Source organism: Kordiimonas marina (assembly GCF_023006325.1).
GTDB classification, from domain to species: domain Bacteria; phylum Pseudomonadota; class Alphaproteobacteria; order Sphingomonadales; family Kordiimonadaceae; genus Kordiimonas; species Kordiimonas marina.
Genome location: NZ_JAINDF010000004.1, coordinates 427,559 through 448,300, shown reverse-complemented (window position 1 = coordinate 448,300; position 20,742 = coordinate 427,559). Strand labels below are relative to the sequence as shown.

General features: G+C 61.4%; 20 protein-coding genes. 8 read left to right on the top strand and 12 right to left on the bottom strand.

Going from position 1 to position 20,742, the window contains the following annotated elements; translation table 11 throughout:
- Nucleotides 1–47: 47 nt before the first annotated feature.
- The 4 genes from K6118_RS11470 to lgt form a co-directional block, all read right to left on the bottom strand.
- Nucleotides 48–980, bottom strand: a complete 933-nt coding sequence (locus tag K6118_RS11470; RefSeq protein WP_343269949.1) for a ribose-phosphate pyrophosphokinase — start codon at nucleotides 978–980, stop codon at nucleotides 48–50.
- Between the two features lie 150 nt (nucleotides 981–1,130).
- Nucleotides 1,131–1,889 (bottom strand): peptidoglycan editing factor PgeF, encoded by a 759-nt coding sequence (pgeF, locus tag K6118_RS11465; protein WP_247120491.1) that lies wholly within the window; start codon nucleotides 1,887–1,889, stop codon nucleotides 1,131–1,133.
- Between the two features lie 69 nt (nucleotides 1,890–1,958).
- Entirely contained in the window at nucleotides 1,959–3,023 is a 1,065-nt protein-coding gene (locus K6118_RS11460) for a class I SAM-dependent methyltransferase (RefSeq protein ID WP_247120490.1), read from the bottom strand.
- 7 nt (nucleotides 3,024–3,030) lie between these two features.
- Nucleotides 3,031–3,861: a prolipoprotein diacylglyceryl transferase gene (lgt, locus tag K6118_RS11455; protein ID WP_247120489.1), complete on the bottom strand. Its 831-nt coding sequence runs from the start codon at nucleotides 3,859–3,861 to the stop codon at nucleotides 3,031–3,033.
- Between the two features lie 167 nt (nucleotides 3,862–4,028).
- Between lgt and K6118_RS11450 the strand changes: the two genes are divergently transcribed.
- The 4 genes from K6118_RS11450 to K6118_RS11435 all read left to right on the top strand — a co-directional run bounded on the left by K6118_RS11450 (nucleotide 4,029) and on the right by K6118_RS11435 (nucleotide 8,236).
- Entirely contained in the window at nucleotides 4,029–4,295 is a 267-nt protein-coding gene (locus K6118_RS11450; RefSeq protein WP_247120488.1) for an accessory factor UbiK family protein, read from the top strand.
- A 294-nt stretch (nucleotides 4,296–4,589) separates the two neighbouring features.
- On the top strand, nucleotides 4,590–5,102 hold the full coding sequence (locus K6118_RS11445) for a type III secretion system chaperone family protein (protein WP_247120487.1): 513 nt from the start codon (nucleotides 4,590–4,592) through the stop codon (nucleotides 5,100–5,102).
- A gap of 111 nt (nucleotides 5,103–5,213) precedes the next feature.
- Nucleotides 5,214–6,050, top strand: coding sequence for a pyrroline-5-carboxylate reductase (proC, locus tag K6118_RS11440; RefSeq protein WP_247120486.1), 837 nt, complete (start codon nucleotides 5,214–5,216; stop codon nucleotides 6,048–6,050).
- 602 nt (nucleotides 6,051–6,652) lie between these two features.
- Entirely contained in the window at nucleotides 6,653–8,236 is a 1,584-nt protein-coding gene (locus K6118_RS11435; protein WP_247120485.1) for a peptidylprolyl isomerase, read from the top strand.
- An 18-nt stretch (nucleotides 8,237–8,254) separates the two neighbouring features.
- On the opposite strand, the gene K6118_RS11430 is transcribed toward K6118_RS11435, so the two are convergent.
- Complete coding sequence (locus K6118_RS11430; protein ID WP_247120484.1) at nucleotides 8,255–9,148, bottom strand: LysR family transcriptional regulator; 894 nt, start codon at nucleotides 9,146–9,148, stop codon at nucleotides 8,255–8,257.
- A 135-nt stretch (nucleotides 9,149–9,283) separates the two neighbouring features.
- Between K6118_RS11430 and K6118_RS11425 the strand changes: the two genes are divergently transcribed.
- Nucleotides 9,284–9,583: a hypothetical protein gene (locus K6118_RS11425; protein WP_247120483.1), complete on the top strand. Its 300-nt coding sequence runs from the start codon at nucleotides 9,284–9,286 to the stop codon at nucleotides 9,581–9,583.
- A gap of 58 nt (nucleotides 9,584–9,641) precedes the next feature.
- Here K6118_RS11425 and trxB read toward each other — a convergent pair whose 3' ends face one another.
- Nucleotides 9,642–10,604, bottom strand: coding sequence for a thioredoxin-disulfide reductase (gene trxB, locus K6118_RS11420; RefSeq protein ID WP_247120482.1), 963 nt, complete (start codon nucleotides 10,602–10,604; stop codon nucleotides 9,642–9,644).
- 203 nt (nucleotides 10,605–10,807) lie between these two features.
- On the bottom strand, nucleotides 10,808–11,797 hold the full coding sequence (locus K6118_RS11415; RefSeq protein WP_343269948.1) for an aldo/keto reductase: 990 nt from the start codon (nucleotides 11,795–11,797) through the stop codon (nucleotides 10,808–10,810).
- A 166-nt stretch (nucleotides 11,798–11,963) separates the two neighbouring features.
- Here K6118_RS11415 and K6118_RS11410 point away from each other — a divergent pair, with 166 nt between their 5' ends.
- The 3 genes from K6118_RS11410 to K6118_RS11400 all read left to right on the top strand — a co-directional run bounded on the left by K6118_RS11410 (nucleotide 11,964) and on the right by K6118_RS11400 (nucleotide 15,100).
- Nucleotides 11,964–13,976 carry a sensor histidine kinase gene (locus K6118_RS11410; protein ID WP_247120480.1) on the top strand — a complete coding sequence of 671 codons (2,013 nt, stop codon included), beginning with the start codon at nucleotides 11,964–11,966 and terminating at the stop codon, nucleotides 13,974–13,976.
- A 115-nt stretch (nucleotides 13,977–14,091) separates the two neighbouring features.
- Nucleotides 14,092–14,688 (top strand): glutathione S-transferase family protein, encoded by a 597-nt coding sequence (locus tag K6118_RS11405; RefSeq protein WP_247120479.1) that lies wholly within the window; start codon nucleotides 14,092–14,094, stop codon nucleotides 14,686–14,688.
- A gap of 22 nt (nucleotides 14,689–14,710) precedes the next feature.
- A complete protein-coding gene (locus tag K6118_RS11400) occupies nucleotides 14,711–15,100 on the top strand; it encodes a DUF1294 domain-containing protein (RefSeq protein ID WP_247120478.1) in 390 nt (129 codons plus the stop codon).
- 7 nt (nucleotides 15,101–15,107) lie between these two features.
- Here the strand turns inward: K6118_RS11400 and K6118_RS11395 are convergent, their stop codons facing one another.
- The 5 genes from K6118_RS11395 to K6118_RS11375 form a co-directional block, all read right to left on the bottom strand.
- A complete protein-coding gene (locus K6118_RS11395; RefSeq protein WP_247120477.1) occupies nucleotides 15,108–16,034 on the bottom strand; it encodes an aldo/keto reductase in 927 nt (308 codons plus the stop codon).
- Between the two features lie 97 nt (nucleotides 16,035–16,131).
- Nucleotides 16,132–16,545 carry an MmcQ/YjbR family DNA-binding protein gene (locus K6118_RS11390; RefSeq protein WP_247120476.1) on the bottom strand — a complete coding sequence of 138 codons (414 nt, stop codon included), beginning with the start codon at nucleotides 16,543–16,545 and terminating at the stop codon, nucleotides 16,132–16,134.
- A gap of 6 nt (nucleotides 16,546–16,551) precedes the next feature.
- The gene (locus K6118_RS11385) at nucleotides 16,552–17,871 is read right to left on the bottom strand and encodes a M20/M25/M40 family metallo-hydrolase (protein WP_247120475.1); all 1,320 of its coding nucleotides are present in this window, start codon (nucleotides 17,869–17,871) and stop codon (nucleotides 16,552–16,554) included.
- Between the two features lie 146 nt (nucleotides 17,872–18,017).
- A complete protein-coding gene (locus tag K6118_RS11380) occupies nucleotides 18,018–18,692 on the bottom strand; it encodes a hypothetical protein (protein WP_247120474.1) in 675 nt (224 codons plus the stop codon).
- A gap of 21 nt (nucleotides 18,693–18,713) precedes the next feature.
- Nucleotides 18,714–20,720, bottom strand: a complete 2,007-nt coding sequence (locus K6118_RS11375) for a hypothetical protein (protein ID WP_247120473.1) — start codon at nucleotides 20,718–20,720, stop codon at nucleotides 18,714–18,716.
- Between the last annotated feature and the right edge of the window lie 22 nt (nucleotides 20,721–20,742).

Below are 20,742 nucleotides of genomic sequence, written 5' to 3'. Positions count from 1 at the left end.
CGCCGGTTAGGGCAGGGGCTTTTTTGTATCTTTAAGTGCGCTTGCGCTTAGTCGAACAGGCTGGAAACGCTGGTCTCGTGCGCGATGCGGTTCATGGCTTCGGCCAAGAGGGGCGCTACGGTAACCACGCGGACCTTCGGGTTCGCCTTCACATCGTCCGACGGGCGGATACTGTCGGTGATGACCAGTTCGTCCATCACGCTGTTTTTGATCCGCTCCATCGCCGGGCCGGAAAGCACACCGTGGGCGACATAAGCCGAAACCGACTTGGCGCCGTGCGCATGCAATGCCTTGGCTGCGTTGCAGAGGGTGCCGGCGCTGTCGACGATGTCATCGACCAGCACGCAATCATAGCCTTCCACGTCACCGACGATATGCATCACTTCGGAAACCCCGGCGCGTTCGCGGCGTTTATCGATGATGGCGATCGGGGCATCCATGCGCTTGGCGTAGGCACGGGCGCGAACCACGCCGCCGACGTCCGGCGACACGATCATGGTCTTGCGGCCAGCGTATTTTTCTTTGAGGTCGCGAACGAGAACCGGCATGGCATAGAGGTTATCGGTCGGGATATCGAAGAAGCCCTGGATCTGGCCTGCGTGCAGGTCCATGGTCAGTACGCGGTCGGCCCCGGCGGTGGTGATGAGGTTTGCCACCAGTTTGGCCGAAATCGGCGTCCGCGGGCCGGGCTTCCGGTCCTGACGGGCATAGCCGAAGTAAGGAATGACCGCGGTGATCCGGCGGGCCGATGCGCGCTTGAGCGCATCGATGCACACCAGAAGTTCCATCATATGGTCGTTGGCCGGGAAGCTGGTGGGCTGAATCAGGAAAACGTCCTCACCACGGACGTTTTCATGAATCTCCACAAACACTTCCTGGTCGGAAAAGCGTTTAATAGCCGCTTTGGCGAGCGGCATATTCAAATAGGCGGCGATGGCCTCCGCCAGTTCCGGGTTAGAGTTCCCGGTCAGGATCTTCATGCCCATTAAATGGCCTCCGTGAGATGAAGACAGTTTTGTTTCGCGCACGGTTTATCAGCGGGGGGCGGGTGTGTAAAGCCGCATGGGCGTTTTACCGGGCGATTGCGCGTTCCACCCCCTTGAGGTGTACCATTATTACGCAGTTTCCCTTTATGGGCGCACCATGATGCCGGAAAGCTGGCGGCCATAGTCCGGCTCGTGCCGGTGAGTCGTCCGCCGGTAGGAGAAATGATCCGCACTTGCATAAGTGTCGAGCCCGGCGTCCCATATGTGCGTGATGCCCGCATCCGCCAGCCGGTGGCGCACGAAGGCGGGCAGGTCGAACTGAAAATGCGTGGCATCTTTGCCGGGGATGAAGAAACGGTCGAAGCTTTCGTCGGATTTCAGGAAGGTCTCGCGGAAGCCAGCATCCACCTCATAGCTCGCCTGTGCGATGGTCGGGCCGATCGCGGCATGGATGCGGCTGCGGTCTGCGCCCAGGTCTTCCATCAGCGCGACGGTGCTGTCGGTCACGCCGCCGAACGCGCCTTTCCAGCCCGCATGGGCGGCCCCGACAATACCGGCTTCGGCGTCCTCAAACAGGACCGGCGTGCAGTCGGCGGTGAGGATGCCGAGGATCAGGCCGGGCCGGTCGGTGACCATGGCGTCGGCCTTCGGGCGGTCATTACCCCAGTCTTCGGTGACATGGATCGCGCCCGCACCGTGCACCTGGTAGCAACTCAGGACCGGCGTGTCTGGTGTGCCTGAAATCAGCCCCGCTGCGATGCGCCGGTTTTCCTGCACATGCGCGGGCACATCATCCGACCCGGCCCCGCAATTGAGGCTTTCATACACGCCGTCCGACACACCACCGATCCGGCTCAGGAAAGCGTGCGGGGCGTGGATGTCGGGACTTTTTATATGGGTCATTGGGCGGGCCTCATTTTCGTGTGCGGCCAGCATAATCAGCCATTGGGGCGGTGAAAAGGCTTATGGGCGTCAAAAGCCCGGCGGCGGGGTAAGGCCGGGGGACTGAAGCGCGATCACCTTGAAAAGCTGGCCCATTTCATCGGGTGCTGTCAGGCGCTTGAGCTCGCTGAGGATGCGCGCTTGCCCGGCGTCATCGGCCCCTGCGGCAAGCTGCTGGGCGCGGGCGCCGAGGCCGATCGTCATCAGGAACGTGCCCTGTTCGGCAATGGCGGAGGCCGTCAGCCCGGCTTCCTGGGCGGTTTCGGCGATCCTGTCGAAGGCGACATGGGCGGTCAGGTCGGCAGCGCCGGGTTCGGCGAACGGATCGGTATATTGATGCGCCTTCAGGGCCTGGAACGTGTCGCCGGGGGCGGAGCGGGCATAGCCGTAATCAAGGATCAGCGCGGCACCACCATGGGCCTTCAGCCGTTCGGCAATGGTGCTGGTGACGGTCAGCGCCGCGGGGCAGACTTCGGCGATACTGCCGTTCGGCGCGGCTTTGACAGCATCGGGGATGAGCGCGAGCTTGGCGCTTGCCGCCCCGAGCGTGAAGCCGAGGGTGTCGTCTTCCGCGCCGACCAGCCGTTCGAACCACAGGCCGTCACGCTTTTCAAACTGGTGGATCGGCAGGGCATCGAAAAATTCATTGGCGACGATCAGGCTCGGCCCCTCCGGCACGGTCATCAGATTATCATGCCAGTGGGCGGCGGGCATTTTCTCGCGTTGGAGCGCGCGCAGCTGTGTGCTTGCTTCAACAAAATGCACAGATGCTGCCGCATGGAAGCCCGGCACCTTGCGGGTCGCGCGCCAGATATCCGCCATCAATGTGCCGCGGCCGGGGCCAAGCTCGATAAGCTGAACGGGCGACGGGCCGCCCATGGCGATCCAGCGTTCCGCCAGCCACAGGCCGATCACCTCCCCGAACATCTGGCTGACTTCGGGCGCGGTGATGAAATCGCCCGCTTTCCCGAACACGCGTTCCTTCTGGTAATAGCCGTGCTTCGGGTGCATCAGGCACATGGCCATATAGTCGGAAAGCGGCATCGGTCCCTCGGCGGCGATGCGCCTGAGGATAAGCTTTTTAAGCGCGGTCATGCCGCCCTCAGGCTTTCTTGCTTGCGCGCTTGCGCTTGATGCCCTGCCACATCAGCCAGGCGGCGAACAGGAACATGGGCACGCTGAGCATCTGCCCGCGCGAAATGCCGTGATAAAGGCCGACCTGCACATCCGGCATCCGCACGAATTCGACCAGAATGCGCGTCAGGCCATAGCCCGCGAAGAAGACACCGGCGATAAAGCCCGGCATTTCCTTGGCGACCCGCGTTTTGTGGAACAGGAACTGGAGAATCAGGAACAGAATGATGCCCTCACCGAAAGCTTCATAAAGCTGGCTCGGGTGCCGGGGCAATTGGGTCGGGTCATGCGGGAAGACCATCGCCCACGGCACATCGGTCGGGCGGCCCCACAGTTCGCCATTGATGAAGTTGGCGATGCGGCCGGCGAAAAGCCCGGCGGGGGTGACGACCGCGACCACGTCGGCCACGCGCATCAGGTCCAGCTTGTTCTTCTTGCAGAAGAAGATGACGGCGAGGATGACGCCGAGCGCCCCGCCGTGGAAGGACATGCCGCCGTCCCACAATTTGAAGATCTCAGCCGGGTGCTGGATATAGAAGGGCAGGTTATAAAAGAGCACATAGCCTGTGCGCCCGCCGAGGATGACCCCGAGGATCGCCCAGGTTAGAAAATCGTCCATATGGGCCGCGGACATGGCCGCGCCCGGTTTCATCGATTGCCGCCTTATGAACCACCAGCCGAACAGGAGGCCCGCGATATAGGCAAGGCTGTACCAGCGGATCGCCAGCGGCCCGAGGTGGACGAGAACAGGGTCGATTTGAGGATAGGCAATGACGCCCATGAGCGCAGAATCAAGCATGTGGGGGTCCCCGGCTATTGTTTGGCGCCATCATGGCGGCATGGGCGCGGCTGTCAAGCACCGGGTGTGGGCATCGGCCCTGCGGCAACGCTGCGACAACTCGGGCCTTGCCATCGGGGCCGGATTCGCCCATATGAAGGGGCGTGCACGCATAAGGATACGGAACCATGCAAACCAGCAACAAAATCTTCGACGATATCGCCAAACTCGCCACCGGTGCCGTGGGTGCTGCCCACAGCGTGAAGGCCGAGATGGAAGATCATTTCCGTGCCTGGCTCGATCGTCAGCTGTCCCAGATGGACCTGGTAAGCCGCGAAGAGTTCGAAGTTGTGCGTGATATGGCTGAAAAAGCCCGCCTCGAAAACGAAGCACTGCGCGCCGAAATCGACGCACTCAAGAAAAAGACCCCGGCCAAGGCCGCCAAAAAGGCCTGATCCGCGCAATAATCTGTCTTTGGAATCAATGGGTGAAGAGCGGATTCTAACGCTCTGTCCGCGCGGCTTTATTCGCCATATCAGAATGGTCCTTCAGGGACTTTTCCACAGAAAATATCCCCAAATCCGAATAAGCCCTTGCCACGGACTCATCCGTTTGGCACGCTACATCTAGTGTTATAAATGTTGGAAGGAGCCAGATTTCGTGGTTCGACAGAGTCAACAGTAACGCGACCGGCGTAACCAGATCTGCCGGTCTTTATCCGGCAGGCAGCATCTCCGGGGGGAAACGAGATGACCACCTTAAGTACCGGACACTCCGAAGTAATCCACAGCAATCCTGTCGACATGGTCGAGGAAATGGCGGGCGCCAATGACTGGGCCGTCGAGCGCCATGGCGACGATGAACTGACTATGTTCATCTCCGGCCATTATACCGACCTGCAGTTCCGGGTTTTCTGGCGCGAGGATTTCAAGACCCTTCAATTTGCCTGCCTGTTCGACCTCCGCGTGCCGGAAGGGCGGCGGATGGATATCTATCACACCATCGGGCTGATCAATGAACGTATGTGGATCGGCCATTTCGAATATTGGGCGGAAGAAGACGCGCTTCTCTATCGCCATGCCAGCCTTGCCAACGACCCGATGCTGGGTGCCTTGAGCGAGGAGCATGTCGCGACGATGATCGATAATGCGGTCAATGAGTGCGAGCGCTTCTATCCGGTCTTCCAGTTTGTAATGTGGGGAGGGCAGTCGCCCGAAGGCGCGATCGAGGCCGCCATGTTAGAGTGCGTAGGCACGGCTTAGGGAGCGAAATGGCCCGGAGGCGTCAAAGCTGGCCGGGCGACTTGCCGACACGGACGGGCGGGGCTATGCTCCGCCCGTTCTCTCTTTGGCGTCCGTGTAAGGGGTATCATCATGCATGACGGGTTCGACACTCACCATCCGCTCATTCTGGTCGGCTGCGGCAACATGGGCCGCGCCATGGCCGAAGGCTGGCTGAAGGCAGGCCATCCGGCAGATGCGCTTTATGTGGTTGACCCCGCGGCAGGCCCTGACGTCCTGCCGGGCGTGCCTGCGGATCATTTTGTGACAAGCGCCGATGCCCTGCCTGCGGGGCTGACCGCACGGGCGCTGGTGCTGGCGGTGAAGCCGCAGGTGATGGACGATGCGCTCAAGCCTCTCGGTGCCTTTACGGTCCCTGAAACGCTGGTGATTTCGGTTGCTGCCGGGATCACCGTTGCCCGGCTTGAAAAAGGCCTGGGGGTTTCCGCCCGCTTCGTGCGCGCCATGCCGAACACGCCGGCGGCTGTCGGCGCCGGGATCACCGGCCTCGCGCCTGCGCCCAATGTGGCGGCGGATGACCGCGCGGTGGCAGGGCGTCTGCTATCTGCCATCGGTCAGGTCGTCTGGCTCGACCATGAAGACCAGATCAATTCGGTCACGGCCGTGTCCGGCAGTGGCCCGGCCTATGTGTTCTATATGGTCGAATGCATGGCGGCGGCCGGTGTTGCCGAAGGGCTGGAGGCCGATGTGGCGATGAAGCTTGCGCGTCAGACCATCATTGGCGCCGCGCATCTGATGGAAGCCCAGCCCGATGTGCCCGCGGCTGAACTGAGGCGCCGGGTGACAAGCCCGGGCGGGACCACCAAGGCGGCGCTTGATATTCTGATGCGGGACGAAGCCGGCCTTGCCGCGCTGATGGCGGAAGCCATGCACGCCGCCCGCACGCGCGGCGAAGAACTGGCAGGCTAAGTGCGCCAACCCGCCCAGCCTTTACGGATTCCGATTCATTAAAAAGCGGCTGTCCTGAAGTCCGTGCCCCGCGCAAGTGGGGGCGGCCTTTTGGCCTGGAATCCTGCCACAAAGAAAATGACCCCGGCAAAAGCCGGGGTCTAAAAAGTTAGTAAACATAGGGAGGTTCATGCGTCTTAGAAACACTTAAGACGAAAAGGGCCGGTCCCGGGGGGGAAGTGGGGGGGGAGGGGGGAGGAACCCCGGGACCGACCTTTATGACGGAAGACCAACGGTATGCCGTCAAATTCGTAAGCGGTTCGCTTTCGCGTTCGCCGCTGTTGAGAGGTATATATGCCTGTGGGCCGGATAGAAAAACCCTTTTTTCTGCCGTACCAGCTATGCGTTTTATGCATAGTTACGCTTTTGTGACCATTTGTTTAACGAATGGCTTAGGCGGGTTAAAAATAGTACAGCAATGCTGACCCAAAAACGTTATATTGGGCAACGGTTTAGCGCGGGAGTAGAGAATGATACACCGGAACATGATTGCCGCCCTTCTGTTAACTTTTGCTGCAGGCGGCCAGGTAAGCGCTGTCAATTCAGCGGCAAAAAATGTTTTCATGGCTGAGATGAGGGCGGCGACAGACGCCCGAGATGCGGCGAATCCCGTGTTTGAGGAGGCTTTGAAGGCCCGCGATTACGACGCGCTGGAGATGCTCGGCCAGATTGGCGGCGATGCTTGCCGCAAGCTCACCCCTTATTTTGACTCGGGCGTGGCGGAAGCCCGGCGCGCGGCTTTCACAGGCGCCGCTTACTGTCAGGACAAGGGCCTCGCCCCCGCGCTGTTGGCTGCTCCGGCGCCCGACCCCAAGGACGCGAAGGTCTATGACGCCTATATGCGGGCGCTCGGTTTTTCGGGTGGCAAGGCGGCGCTCAGTGTTCTTGTCAAAGCGGTGAATGCCATTGGCGCGGATGAGACGGGCGTGAAGGCGACCGCACCGCTTTATGGCCTCATGCAGGCGATCGTTTATGACCGCATGGATGCCCGGCACCTGTCTGACCTCGATTTTCCCCATGTGCTGGCGCTCTCGGATAAAGGCGAGCGCGGCGTGGCGGCGGCTTACCTGCTTACCCGGTTTCAGGGCCTGGACGCGGTTCTCGATGCCAAGGCCATTTATGCCGCCATCGAGAAGGCGGACGATGGCGTGAAGCCGCGCCTTGTGCGTCTCCTCGGCCAGTTCGGTGAAGGCGCGGGGCCCATGCTTGTCAAGATCGCGGAGACGGGCACCAAGGCCATGCGCTATGAAGCGGTGCGCGCCATGGGTGGCCGCACGGATGAAACCACGGCAGTTTATCTTGCGGCCCATGCACAGAAGGGCGATGTTTTCATCCGCCAGATCAGCCTTGCGAGCCTCGCGCGCCGGGCGCCTGACGAAAAGGCCGCGGCCACAATCCTGCGCGCCATGGTGAAGGACCCCAACAAATGGCTGGCGGCGACCGCGCTTGAAGGCCTGGCTGATGTCGACCGGCCCGCGGCGAACGATGTCGCCGGTGAGTGGCTTCAGGGCAAGGACTATTACCTGGCCTATAAGGCGATGGGCATCCTGGCGGGCAGCGATGAAGGCAAGGCCGTGCTGCAGGATTATGCCGATAGCCATCAGGGCACTGCGCGCGGCTATGACGCCGCCGTCCGGCTTGACCCTAGCCTGGAGACGCGGGTGCCCGCCCGGAAAACCCCGCGCGATGCGCTTGTCCGTTCCTACCTGGGCCGGGACCTGCTTCTGGAGACGACGCGCGGCGATATCTGCATCGCGTTTGAGCCCCGCACGCCTTATACGGCGACCAATTTCCGCCGCCTGGCCGATGCCGGAAAGATGGACGGCATGGTGTGGCACCGGGTGATCCCGGATTTTGTCGCCCAGGCCGGGGCTGTGGAGAATAAGGATATCAACAACTGGGGCAGTATCCGCGACGAATGGTTCGTCTCCGACCACCGGCCCGGCACCGTGGGGCTCGCCACCTCCGGCAAGGATACGGGCGGCACCCAGTTCTTCATCAATACCGCCTATAACCTGCATCTCAATGGCCGCTACACCATGTTCGGTCATGTGGTGAAGGGGATGGACGCGGCCTATGCGCTGGAGGAAGGTGACGTCATCAAGAAGGCCTATACCGTCGGCCTTGATGATCCGCACTGCCAGTAAGTTGCCCGGGGTGAGGGGCTAGAGGATATTGCTCTCGGCCCTGATCTGCCGGATCATGAAATCACGGAACAGCGCTACCTTGAGGGAACCGCGAAGCTCCGGCGCGTAGCAATAATAGCTGTTGAAGCTGTGGCCCTTCACGTCCGGCAGCACCCGCACCAGCTTCTTGCGGTTATAGACCAGATAGTCCGGCAAGACCGCGAGGCCCATGCCGCGCTCAACCGCGTGCAGCACGGCATAAAGGTTGTTGACCTGTAGCCGGGGCTTGCGCTTCTTGCGCGGGTTCCCCACGGTCAGCAGCCAGTTCAGTTCCCGGATTGTCGGCACGTTTGAGATGCCGAAGGTGATCAGGTCATGGAAATCCAGGTCGTCGGTGGTGACCGGCGTGCCGTGCTTGTCCAGATATTCCGGGCTTGCGTAAATATGGGCATGGAAGGTGGCCAGCGGACGCTGGATCAGCTCGGCCTGTTCCGGTTCATGCAGACGGATCGCCACGTCGGCGGCCCCGGCGGACAGGTCCAGGTCCTGGTCGTCCAGGATAAGCTGGATGTCGATATCCGGATATTCGGCCATGAACTGTTCCAGGTGCGGTGTCAGCCACACGGCACCGAAGGTGACCATGGTGGTCACGCGGAACAGGCCTGAGGGCCGCTCCTTCGATTCCATCAGGCTGCGTTCGGTTTCCTCGATCCTGAGCACCACCTCACGCGCGGTGTTATAAAGCTCCTGCCCCTCCTGCGTGAGGACGAGGCCGCGGGCGTGCCGGGTAAAGAGCGAGACATTCAGGCTTTCCTCAAGCGCGCGGATCTGGCGGCTGACAGCCGACTGGCTGCAGTTGAGCCGCGCCCCCGCGCTCGTGAAGCTGCCGCATTCGGCGACAGTGTGAAAAATACGAAGCCTGTCCCAGTCCATCCTGTGCGTTCCCCTTCGGCACCCCTTTAGGGGTTGACGATGCCATTGCCAACCTGTGCACGCAAGGGTGCTAACGCCGCTTGCTGTAACTTGTTGTTTTCAATACAATCGACATCTTACAGGAGCGAAGACGCCTTGAGCAACAAATCGGTACTCGAACAAGCGGCCTTTCTTTTCAAAAGCCAGTATCCGTCGCTGACGGCGGAGGCGATTATCTGTTTCCTGATGATCCTCGACCTTGATGACCCGACCGTGGGCAAGGTGGCTCAGGCCGTGGGTATGACCGAACCGCAGGCCTATCACTTCATCTCCGAGCTAGGCTCCACCGGTGCGGGCCTCATCAAATTCGTCAACCGGGGCGACGGCGCCAATGTCTGCGAGCTGACGCAGGCCGGGATGCAGGCACGCACCTCCGTGCAAACGGCGCTGGCCTGAGGGCAAAAAGAAAAGGCGGCACTGCGCCGCCTTTCCCGAAATTTTCTGACAGATACGCTTACTCGGCGGCTGCGGCGTGCTCCAGCTCGGCGATATATTTTTCGCACTCGAGCGCGGCCATGCAGCCCATGCCGGCGGCGGTCACGGCTTGACGGTAGACCTTGTCGGTCACGTCACCGGCGGCGAACACGCCGGGGATGTCGGTTGCCGTGCTGTCCGGCTTCTTGATGATATAGCCCTGTTCGTCCATCGGCAGCTGGCCTTTGAAGATTTCGGTCGACGGCTTGTGGCCGATCGCGACGAACACACCATGCACGGCAAGCTCTTCGGTCTCGCCCGTCTGGGCGTTCTTGAGCCGCACGCCGGTCACGCCCAGCGGGTCTTCGGTGCCGAGAACTTCATCAAGCACCGTGTTCCACTTCACCTCGATATTCTTGGTGGCGAACAGACGCTCCTGCAGGATCTTTTCCGAGCGGAATTCTTCCCGGCGGTGGATGATCGTGACCTTCGAGCACAGGTTGGCGAGGTAAAGCGCTTCCTCAACCGCGCTGTTGCCGCCGCCGATGACGAGGACTTCCTTGCCGCGGTAGAAGAAACCGTCACAGGTGGCGCAGGCGGAAACGCCGTAGCCGTTGAACTTTTCTTCGGACGGCAGGCCGAGCCATTTGGCCTGGGCACCGGTCGCGATCACGAGCGTGTCGGCGGTGTAAACCGTGCCGCTGTCGCCGACCGCGCGCTTCGGCACGGCCTTGAGGTCGACCTCGGTGATCAGGTCATAAATGATTTCGGTGCCGACATGTTCGGCCTGGGCGCGCATGGCTTCCATCAGCTCCGGGCCCTGGACCGCTTCTGCGAAACCCGGATAGTTTTCCACATCGGTGGTGATGGTGAGCTGGCCGCCCGCCTGCATACCGGTGACAATCACGGGGTTGAGGCTCGCGCGTGCGCCATAAATGGCGGCGGTATAGCCTGCGGGGCCTGAGCCGATGATCAGCATCTTGGTATGTTTGGTCGCGGTCATTTCCGGGTCCTCTTGTACTTCGGGCGGGCCATGCCTTCAGGGCCCGCCGACAGGATATTGGGGTTCGCTTTCCTACATAAGGCCATGGGCGCGTCTTCACAATGGCCGAAGCACGCCCACACCATGGAAAGTTTCGATTGGCTTGATCGGATCAGCCGAATAGTGGGACGACGGCTAAGACGCCGGTCCCCCATCCGTTTCCGTCAGCCGTAAATCACCGCCATGCCGCGCTCGTCATAGCGGTTGCCGCTGACCTTGTCGGCAAGGGCATCAAGCCGGGCTGTTTCCCCGTCCGTAAGGGCCACATCATAGGCGCCGAGGTTGGTCTTCAAGTGGCTGAGCTTGGTGGTGCCCGGGATCGTCAGGATATTGTCACCCCTGCCGATGACCCAGGCGAGCGCGACCTGCGCCGGTGTGGCGCCTTTCGCTTTCGCGACCGCTTCGATTTCCTGAACCAGCGCCAGGTTGGCTTCATAAGCGCCTTTCTGGAAGCGCGGGTTCATCAGGCTGCGATAGTCCTTGTCGCCGGGGCGCTTGTCGTTGGTGAAGGCGCCAGTCAGCATGCCGCGGCCGAGCGGCGAATAGGCCACAAGGCTCGCGCCCACATCAGCACAGGCCTTGAGGACCGTGTCTTCGATATCGCGGCTGAAGATGGAATATTCGGACTGGACGGCGGCAATGGGGTGCACGTCGGCGGCGCGGCGGATGGTGTCGCTCGCGGCTTCCGAAAGCCCGATCGCGCGGACCTTGCCTTCCTTCACAAGCTCGGCCATCGCCTCAACCGTTTCCTCGATCGGGGTGGTCGGCGATACGCGGTGGAGATAATAAAGGTCGACATAATCGGTGCCGAGGCGCTTCAAGGAGCCTTCGATCGCGCGGCGGCAATTGGCTGGGCTGCCGTCGATGCCGACGGGGCGGCCGGTCTCAGGGTCGCGCATCGGGCCGAATTTGGTGGCCAGCACCACCTTGTCGCGCTTGCCCTTGAGCGCCGCGCCGACCAGCGTCTCATTGGCGCCCATGCCGTACATTTCGGCGGTGTCGAAATGATTGACGCCGAGGCTGATGGCTTCGTGGATCAGCTTGATGGCGGCGTCCTTGTCGGTCGGGGCGCCATAGAATTCCGAAAGGCCCATGCAGCCAAGGCCGATGGCCTCCACCTTAAGGCCCGAGTGTCCGATTGGTCTGATCATCAGATGTCTCCCTTTGGTACCCATTAAGATACGACAGCTTGTGCAACCTTCAAGGGCAGGTGGGGCGACAAATTGAAGCGACGGGTCTGTCATTTGCAGGCTGGATTGGCGGCACAAGGCAAGTTAGGGTGTAATTGTCACACTGGGGGGTCGGCGCTTGGAGAACCGCGTGCGCTGGATAATTGCGATCTTTTGCCTGATGGCTGCCTTCGCGGGGCCTGTGCACGCCGTTGTGCCGTCCTTTTCGCCGGGGGACCCTGGGGTCACGGTTCTTAAAGACGGCTGGAAGGTCTATGCCGGGCAGATCGTGGACCCTGTCGAGGCCTCGGTCGGCCGTGGGGCGCTTCCTGTCACGCTGCCGCATATCTGGAAGCATATGTCGGATAAGGGGCCGGACGGCGCTTACGGTGTGGCAACCTATGTCCGCCATGTAACGTTGGACGGCGCGGGCTATGACTATGCCCTGCTGCCGGGGAAAATCCGCACCGTTTATCATTATTATGCTGTCCTGACCGATAAGGAGACCGGCGCACGCCGCGTAGTCGACCTTGGTGGGGACGGTCAGCCCGGCCCCGATATGGATACGAAAACCCACGCGCCGCCGTGGATGATGCAATTCACCTTCCCGGACCGTGAGTTCGACCTGGTGATCCAGGTTTCCAACGATGTCCATTTCTATGTCGGCTTCATTCGGGCGCCTGCGGTCAGCAAGGTTGCAGTGGCGCATCATGCGGTTGGTCGACACCTTTCTATTGGTATGGCCTATGTCGGCTTTCTGTTGGCTGTTTCGCTCTACACCATGCTGCTGGCCTTCTGGCACGCGGGCGAGAGCTATTATTATGTCAGCTTCGTCATGCTGGCGACGATGGCGTTCCGCTATCTGATGACGGATGGCATCATCTGGATTTTCTTCCCGGATATGGCCTTTACCACGTTGCTCAGGCTTGAATACATCACCTCTTTTATGGTCGTGCCCGGCTATTATGCGCTGGCTTATGGCCTGTTCCCGAAGGAATCGAGCAGGCTTCTGCTGGTTTTCCTCGTTGCTTTGGGCGCGGCCGGCTGCGCCATGGCATTATGGGCCCCGACCCCGGTGATGTTCGCCTTCCGGAACCCCTATTTTTCGCTGGGTGCGGTGACGATGGTGATTGTGCTCGCCACTTTCCTGAAGGCGCGTCTTAACAAGCGGGATGGGGCATCGATTGCGCTGGCCGGTCATGTGGCGATTATGATTTCGGTTGCGCTTGATACGCTTCTGTATGCGCATGGCCGCCCAAGCGGGGCTGAGCATGTGCCGCTTGCCTCGCTTTTGTTCGCCTTTCTGCTGATGTGGCTGTTTACCCTGCGCTACCGTAAGGAACGGACTGAGCGCCGGGCGCTGTCCAGCCAGCTCAGGGTGGCGAATGAGGCACTGAATGTCCGGGCAGGCGCGCTCGATAAGGCGCAAGGGGATGCCACCGCGGCGCTGGCCATGAAAGCCAGCTTCCTCGCCAACATCAGCCATGAGATCAGGACACCGCTCAATGCCATCATCGGATTCGCCGATCTGCTGCTCACCCAGTCCCATGCACCGGCGGATGTGGAGAAGCAGCGCGAATATCTGCGGCTGATCCATAATAATGGCCAGCACCTCCTGACGCTGATGACCGATATCCTCAGCGTGTCCGATCTGGAGGCCGGGCGGTTCGAAATTACCTGTACGGAGACGGACCCCTGTGACGTGACGGACATGTGCGTTGGCTTTGTTGCCCCCACGGCGCTTGAGAAACAGCTGTTCGTCGATGTCCAATGTGAAAGCGCCGAGATGAAGGCGGATGAGCGCCTGATGCGCCAGGCGATCATCAAGGTTCTGTCGAATGCGGTGAAATATTCGCCGGCGAATGGTGTTGTCACGGTACGGGGCCGGGTGGTGGGCAAGGATTACATTCTGTCTGTCATCGACACAGGGCCGGGGATCGACAAGAAAGATATGCCGGCAGCGCTCGAGCTTTTTGGCCGGGTGGAGGATACCTACACCAAAAAAGACAGTGGCATGGGGTTGGGTCTGCCGTTGGTTTCCCGCTTTATGGCGCTTTTGGGCGGCCGTATGGACATTGATTCGATCGTGGGTGTGGGCACGACGGTGACGCTGACTTTCCCGCTGGTACCGCCCGCTCCGGCTGGGCTTGTGGCAGCAGACTGACAGTAGTCCTGCCCCGCAATGCCACACAAAGCTTTGCGGGACTGCCCGAATGTGCGAGATTTCCCCGGTCAGGTGCTCATTTATTGGGGGCCGTAACGACACGGGGGATAAGAAAATGATCAAGCTTTATTGGTGTGCCCAAACACGGGCGATGCGGGCGATCTGGCTTCTGGAGGAGCTGGGCGTGGATTATGAACTGGTGCCGGTGGATGTGCGCGCGGGCGAACGCCCGGCCGATTTCATCAAGGCAAGCCCGATGGGCAAGGTGCCTGCCATCCAGGATGGCGACGTGGCTGTCTCCGATTCCGCGACCATCGCGCTTTATCTTGCCGATAAATATACCGACGCTGGCCTCGCGCCTGCCGTGACCGCGCCCGACCGCGCCGATTATCTATACTGGATGCTCTATACGCCCGGGGTGATCGAACCGGCGATGGCGGAGAAATTCTCCGATATGCCCGCCAACAAGCTTGCGCATGGCTGGGGTGATTTCCCGACCATGGTGCAGGTGCTCGAAGACCGGCTGAAGGACCGGGAATGGATCATGGGTGACCATTTCACCGCGGCGGATGTGCTGATCGGCTCGTCGCTCAATTTCATGCGCATGTTCGGCATCATGCCGGACAGCGATGTGCTCAATGCCTATACCGACCGCTGTGTCGCCCGCCCGGCCTTCACGGCTGCGATGGCGAAAGACGCGGCCGGTGCCTGATGTGTCTTCTGGAGAGAGTATAGTGAAAAGTAAGTTCGTTTGGGGCCAGTTTATCTTCGGCCTCGTGCCCACCGCCTTCGTGGCTTACGTCATGGTGAACCATAAGGAATTCGTGGCGCTGTATCTTTATGGCGGCATGAGCCTGTTGGCGGCGCTTATGTATTTGCTTGATAAGAAAAGCGCAGAGGCAGGCAGCGTGCGGGTGTCGGAATCGACCCTGAACCTTCTGGCGGTTCTGGGCGGCTGGGCCGGGATGCTGGTGTTCGGGCCGCTCATTCGCCACAAAGTCCGCAAGAAGGATTTTCTCCTGCGCCTGTGGCTGATCGTGGCCGCGCACACGGCCTTCTGGGGCTGGCTCTTCTATTCCAAGCAGACGCTGGCGGCCTGGGTCGCGCATCTGGCGTTCGGCTGACGCCCTTTTAGGGCATCGGCTTGCCAAGCCGGGCTTCGAGAATATCGTACCAGTCGCGCCTTGTGAGGCCGACCTTGAACGCATCCGTGGCCGCGCGGATGCGGGCAGGGCTTTGCGTGCCGATGATCGGCACGACGGGGGCGGGGTGCGCCATGGTGAAGGCAAGCGCCACGGCGGCGCGGTCGACGCCGAAATCTCCGGCGAGGCTGTCCAGCACCTCCAGCAGCACCTGCATGGTGGGGGCATCGGCGGCTTCCTTGGCCTCCCCCGTCATCAAGCGGCCTCCCGCGAGCGGTGACCAGGCGAGGGCGATGGCGCCCGTCTCCTCACATTGGTCGAGCGTGCCGTCATAAAGCGGGTCCACACGCCAGCAGGAAAACTCCAGCTGCTGGCTGGCAATCGGGAAATCCAGATGTGCCTGCAGGGCTCGGACCTGGGCCGGGCTATAGTTGGAAACCCCCACTTCGCGCACCTTGCCGTCATCGCGCAGGCGGGTAAGGGCCGCGGCCATCTCAGGGGCGGGGGTCAGGAAGTCGGGCCGGTGGATCTGATAGAGGTCGATCACGTCGGTGCCGAGCCGTTTGAGCGAAGCCTCGCACGCACTTATCAGGTAATCCGCCGTGCTGTTGTAGGGCAGGCCGGGGATGACGCCGCCCTTGGTCGCCAGCACCATTTGGTCCCGCATGGCTGGGGTGGCCGCCAGCACATCACCGAGCAGGCTTTCGGCATCCCCGAAGCCTTTTTCCCCGTCAAAGCCGTAAATGTCGGCGGTATCGATCAGCGTCATGCCGCTTTCAAGCGCCGCCTCGATGAGGGCGGTTGCCGCGCGCAGTTCACCCTGAAGACGCCAGCAGCCATAGGCGATGGGGCCGATAACGAGGTCTCCCTGGCCCAAAGGGATACGGTCGGCAAAGGGTAACGGCTTTTCGCTCATGATCGGGGGCTCCCATTATGATGGTCATGAAGCTGTGTACGCCCGTTTTGCTGGGACGTCCATCACCGGGCTGTATCGCCCCGAGAGAGGCCATAGTCTAGAGGCAGTTATATCCATCTTCTTCTGTGGCCGGGTCAGGAACCTGGGCCGCCAATTTCTTTGGGGCGACCGTGCGGTAGCTTTGCGCCACCCATTCGCACAGCATATCGGCGGGCACCCTCTCCCCCGCGGCGAACCGGCAAGTCACCCAGCCTGAGCGGCCGAGGCCGTAGCCTGCTTTCTCCGCGAACGGATGGAGGAGCGCGAACTCGGCCGAGCGCGGCAGCTTGACGGTGAAGCCCGTGCGGCCCGCCTTGTCCGTGCCGGTGAACAGGAACACCTTCTTGCCCACCTTGAACACGGGCTCGCCCCACGGGAAATCCTCCCACGCGTGCGGCAGCGATAGCGCATAGGCGCGGATGGCCGAAAAGGCGGCCGCCACATCCAGCGCGCTATCGCATGGGGCAGTCATGCCTGCTTACTGGCCCGGGTGCAGCAGCCGGTACAGCAGCACGGCGATGCGGGCGGTGGCCAGCTTCTGCTTTTCAAGGTTCAGCCATTCCTGCGGTGTATGGTCGCCACCGCCGAAACCACCCAGCCCGTCCATCGACGGCAGGTAGGGCGCGACGAAGCTGACGTCGGCAGCCCCGCGTTTCTCCGGCGGGAAGGGCGTAACCTTGCCGGCGCCCAAGGCTTCGGTGATGTCGCTCAACTCATGGAGAAGCGCCATGCTTTCCGGCCGTACCTGCATGGCGGGGTAGCTGTCCTCAAAGCTGATTTTGGCGTCGGTTACCGGCAGGTGCTTGGCGACGATTTCGCGCATCTTGGCGCGCGCGGCTTCTTTCTGCTCCTTGCTCATGAAGCGGAGGCCGCCGTTCACCACGACCTTCTGCGCCACCACATTGTCCTTGCCGTAGGCGCTTTGCGCGGCGCGGTTTTCACCCTGTTTCACATAGGTGCCGCCTGCGATGACGCCGGGGTTGAAGGTCAGGCCGTGCGGGCCGCGCACGTCATTATAGAAGGCGTTTAGGATGCGGGCGGTCTCGAAGATCGCACCGGCGCCCACGTCCGGGCTGAACACGCCGGAGGAATGCGCGCGCTTGCCGGTGACCTCCAGGCTCCAGCCCGAAGCACCGCGGCGGCCGACCACGGCCTCACCGGAGCTCGATCCCTCGAAATTGAGCGCGATATCGCTTTCTTTCGCGACATCAATCAGCGGCCCGCGCGAAACCGAAAGCGGCTTGCCGGTCGATTCCTCATCGCCGGTGAAGAAGACGCGGATGGTGCCTGCGTCCAGGTGGCCCGTGGCCTTCAGGGCCTTCAGCGCATACAGGATGACCACATCACCGCTTTTCATATCGGCGGTACCGGGGCCATAAGCCATGTCGCCGTCACGCCGGAAGGTCTGGAACGGGCTATCCTTCGGGAACACCGTATCCATATGGCCCATCAGCAGGATCTTCTTGCCCTTGCCGAGCGCCAGCTCACCCGAAAGGTGGCCTGCGCGGTCCATCTCCTTCGGCATGTCGATCCAGTGGGTCTTGAAGCCGAGCTGGTTGAACTCCGCTGCCAGCGTCGCGCCGACCTTTTTCACGCCCGGCAGGTTGCGGGTGCCGCTGTTGATATTGACCAGCTTCTCCAGGAACGAGACCTGGCTTTCATAGTCAGCATACACCTTCTGGACGATCGCCTGTTCCTCGGGGCTCAGGCTCGGCTTGGTGTCGGCCGCCATGGCGGGCACGGTGGCGGCGGCGCTGAGCGCGGTCGCGAACAACAGGTGGGCGGGTTTAACGGTCATGATACTTCCCCCTCAGGATTCTCTTGCTTCAAAAGTTTAGCTGCCACGCTAACGTCAATTCAGGAGGGCCACAAGCGCTTCACGCCCTTGTGTGCGACCGATAGGAAAAAGCCCCGGCAAGGACCGGGGCTTGGTAGGGGCGAATATCAGCCGCTTGTGGCAGAGGGCGGTGTGCTGTGCCCTTTCGGCGGTGGGGTGAACCAATATTGGTTGGCATCCTCTGCCGGGTTGATGAAGGCCTGGGTCGGGCCGCCCGGCGCCTTGGTGACGATAAAATGAGCCAACTGGCCGTCGCACCACCAGGCAAGCGTGAGGTCCCAGCTTGGCCAGAGGGGGGCGCTCTTGGATGTTGGCGGCGTCAGGTCGCGGATACCATAGGTGAGGCCGCTGTCTGTCCCCAACTCCTTGAAGGTGAGTGTCGTTCCTTTGGGCCAGGCGAAAAGCGCCTGGGCGCTGGCCTCTGCATCTTCAAGCGGGGCCGGGTTCGAGCTTGCGGCGACCGCAGGCACGGTTACGGCCAGCACATATTTGCTGGAAGCGGTGGTAACGGTTGTACCGTCCGCCAAGGTGTAGGTGCCGCGGACCTCATCGAACCGGCCGTCATCCTGCGCCAGCACGGCGAAGGCGCCGACATCCTTGCTGGTAGGTTGCAGCGCTTCCTGCAGGATGCCCTGCAGCCAGGCGATATGATCGGCCACGGCAATTTTCTCTTCCGCTGTTGAAGGCCTGCGGGCCTTGACGGAGGGGGCCGTTGTCAGCACCTGGCCCAAGTCACCATAGGGCGGGGTGGATGGGGTGGATGGAGATGCAGATGTGCTCATGGAATACTCCTCTTGCCGGGATCAGTCTTGCCACCAGAAGGCGCCAAAGGGCGCCCATGCCGCCGCACCTGCCTGAATCCATACCGGATTATAGACACCGGGGTAGGGATTGGTGTCATAGCCCTGTTGCCAGTTCAAACCCCAGGGGGTGAAGAACCAGTATAGCCAGCCATCGGCAAACACCAGCGGCACCAGGCCCTGCGCATTGTTGAAGTTAACGGGCAGATTGTTGGCCGGGTCCACATAGTCGATGTTATGGGGATAGGCGCAGTAATAGTTGTCGGCGTTGGTGTCGCGGTTATTGTCCGCCAGGATCACCTCGCCGATCGGATAGAGCCGCTGGTTGTTGAAGACCGTGACGCCTTCGAAATTGTTGATGCCGCCATACTGGTCGACGAAACAGAGGTTCTGCTGGACGTTGGCGCCACTCGGCTTGATGACATTGCGGGTATGCTGGGCCGTCAGCCTGCCGTGCCGGGGGTTTACCTGTGCGCCGTAAGGGGTGCCGTCGTTGCGCCGCGGCAGGGCATAGTCCATGGCATAGCCGAGCTGGTTCCCGCCGCCAGTGCCATAGTTGATGACAAAGGGCGCGAGGCCAAGGATTTCGCAAATCAGGATGAAGCCGACCGCCAGGTTATGGCATTCGGCCCAGGCTTCTGTGCGCGGCCTGTTTGCGGGCGGCACGATGATGGGAAGTGGACTCATGGACATCCAGAGATAGGTATGGAGCCCCGGCGCCGCGCCGCCCCCGGTCACAAGGCCGGTCTGGTTCATGCCCGGAACCCAGCGGTAGTTGAGCGTAAAGGTAATCCCGCGGGATTTCAGGAACAGGAAGATCGCGTCCACGTTGCTTTCGGCATTATTGAAGGCGAAGCCGGGGACGCCACCGGTGGCAACCGGCACCGCGGGGAGATTCTGGACAATGGCGTTACGGCCATCCCGTACTGCCTTGATCGCCAGTTCAAGCCGGGCCGGCGTGACGGTCTGGACCGCGCCCCCCAGGGTGAAATTGTTCGCTGCTACAGATGTGACAGTGCCAGCCGGGTTGGCGAAGGTCAGGTAAGCGGTGCTGGCGGCAGCGACCGTATTCTGCGCGGCTGGCGCATTTGAATTTACCGTGATGGTCAGCCCCAGGTCCGCAAGGCCGATTTCGGTCGGGAAATTGGTGCCGCCGGTGAAGGTGACGGTAAAGTCCTGGGGGACGCCCGGGTTGACCACCGTGTTGGCCACGGGGTTCATGGTGTTCTGGTTGAGCGCGATCTGGAAATTCGCCGGGCCATAGTTGGCGCCGCCGATGGTGCCGGTGGTGCCGTTCAGCTGACCGGCAAAACTGGCGACGGTGACCGGGCCGTTCGTGGCGGTGACCCGGCACACCACGCTGAGGGTCGGCGCCGTGTTCATGGTCTGGGAGAAAGGCTCGGGGCCGCCGCCCCCACGCGTTATATCCCATTCGAGATTGTTATAGGCGCCGCCGCCCGCATCCAGCTGGGTTCCGACCGCCACGCCGTCCGCACGGTTGAACATGGTCTGACCGTTTCGTTGCAGCGTCTTGACGCCGCCCCCATGCCGGCTGGTGAACTGGATCGACCGGATAGCGATGGCTGCTGTGGCGGCCGGTGCGACCTCGTCCTCGTCGGCCAGCAGGTCGGCCACCATTTTCTGCGTCGATTCCTCCAGGCTCTCAAACACTATATTCTGGTTTTTTGCCGTATCGCTCGTGATGGTCTGGTTGGTATTGAGCGGTAGCATTTTCATGATCTTGGTGTTGGACATCATGACTTCGCTGATGGCCGGCTGCACTGCCTTCTGTGTCATGGCCAGAAGCGTTTCCTTGTCGCTTTTCTTGGCCGTCGACTGGGTAATGGTCAGCTGCTGTTTGAAATCGGTCAACAGCTTGACCACGCCCTGAATGTCGAAGGGCGGATTCTTGTATGCAAAATCCTTGCGGTCCCGGAGCGATGTGATAGCGGGGGGCACGGCTTTCAGCGTGGCGGTAACGCTGGCGTTGAGGGTGGGGTTCAGGGGCATGCGGCCTTCTCCCTGCAGCTTG

What these genes read in the sequence shown, in the direction of transcription:
- K6118_RS11470 (WP_343269949.1), bottom strand. Translation starts at nt 980, where the DNA reads ATGAAGATCCTGACCGGGAACTCTAACCCGGAACTGGCGGAGGCCATC.
- pgeF (WP_247120491.1), bottom strand. Translation starts at nt 1,889, where the DNA reads ATGACCCATATAAAAAGTCCCGACATCCACGCCCCGCACGCTTTCCTG.
- K6118_RS11460 (WP_247120490.1), bottom strand. Translation starts at nt 3,023, where the DNA reads ATGACCGCGCTTAAAAAGCTTATCCTCAGGCGCATCGCCGCCGAGGGA.
- lgt (WP_247120489.1), bottom strand. Translation starts at nt 3,861, where the DNA reads ATGCTTGATTCTGCGCTCATGGGCGTCATTGCCTATCCTCAAATCGAC.
- K6118_RS11450 (WP_247120488.1), top strand. Translation starts at nt 4,029, where the DNA reads ATGCAAACCAGCAACAAAATCTTCGACGATATCGCCAAACTCGCCACC.
- K6118_RS11445 (WP_247120487.1), top strand. Translation starts at nt 4,590, where the DNA reads ATGACCACCTTAAGTACCGGACACTCCGAAGTAATCCACAGCAATCCT.
- proC (WP_247120486.1), top strand. Translation starts at nt 5,214, where the DNA reads ATGCATGACGGGTTCGACACTCACCATCCGCTCATTCTGGTCGGCTGC.
- K6118_RS11435 (WP_247120485.1), top strand. Translation starts at nt 6,653, where the DNA reads ATGGCTGAGATGAGGGCGGCGACAGACGCCCGAGATGCGGCGAATCCC.
- K6118_RS11430 (WP_247120484.1), bottom strand. Translation starts at nt 9,148, where the DNA reads ATGGACTGGGACAGGCTTCGTATTTTTCACACTGTCGCCGAATGCGGC.
- trxB (WP_247120482.1), bottom strand. Translation starts at nt 10,604, where the DNA reads ATGACCGCGACCAAACATACCAAGATGCTGATCATCGGCTCAGGCCCC.
- K6118_RS11405 (WP_247120479.1), top strand. Translation starts at nt 14,092, where the DNA reads ATGATCAAGCTTTATTGGTGTGCCCAAACACGGGCGATGCGGGCGATC.
- K6118_RS11395 (WP_247120477.1), bottom strand. Translation starts at nt 16,034, where the DNA reads ATGAGCGAAAAGCCGTTACCCTTTGCCGACCGTATCCCTTTGGGCCAG.
- K6118_RS11390 (WP_247120476.1), bottom strand. Translation starts at nt 16,545, where the DNA reads ATGACTGCCCCATGCGATAGCGCGCTGGATGTGGCGGCCGCCTTTTCG.
- K6118_RS11385 (WP_247120475.1), bottom strand. Translation starts at nt 17,871, where the DNA reads ATGACCGTTAAACCCGCCCACCTGTTGTTCGCGACCGCGCTCAGCGCC.
- K6118_RS11380 (WP_247120474.1), bottom strand. Translation starts at nt 18,692, where the DNA reads ATGAGCACATCTGCATCTCCATCCACCCCATCCACCCCGCCCTATGGT.
- K6118_RS11375 (WP_247120473.1), bottom strand. Translation starts at nt 20,720, where the DNA reads ATGCCCCTGAACCCCACCCTCAACGCCAGCGTTACCGCCACGCTGAAA.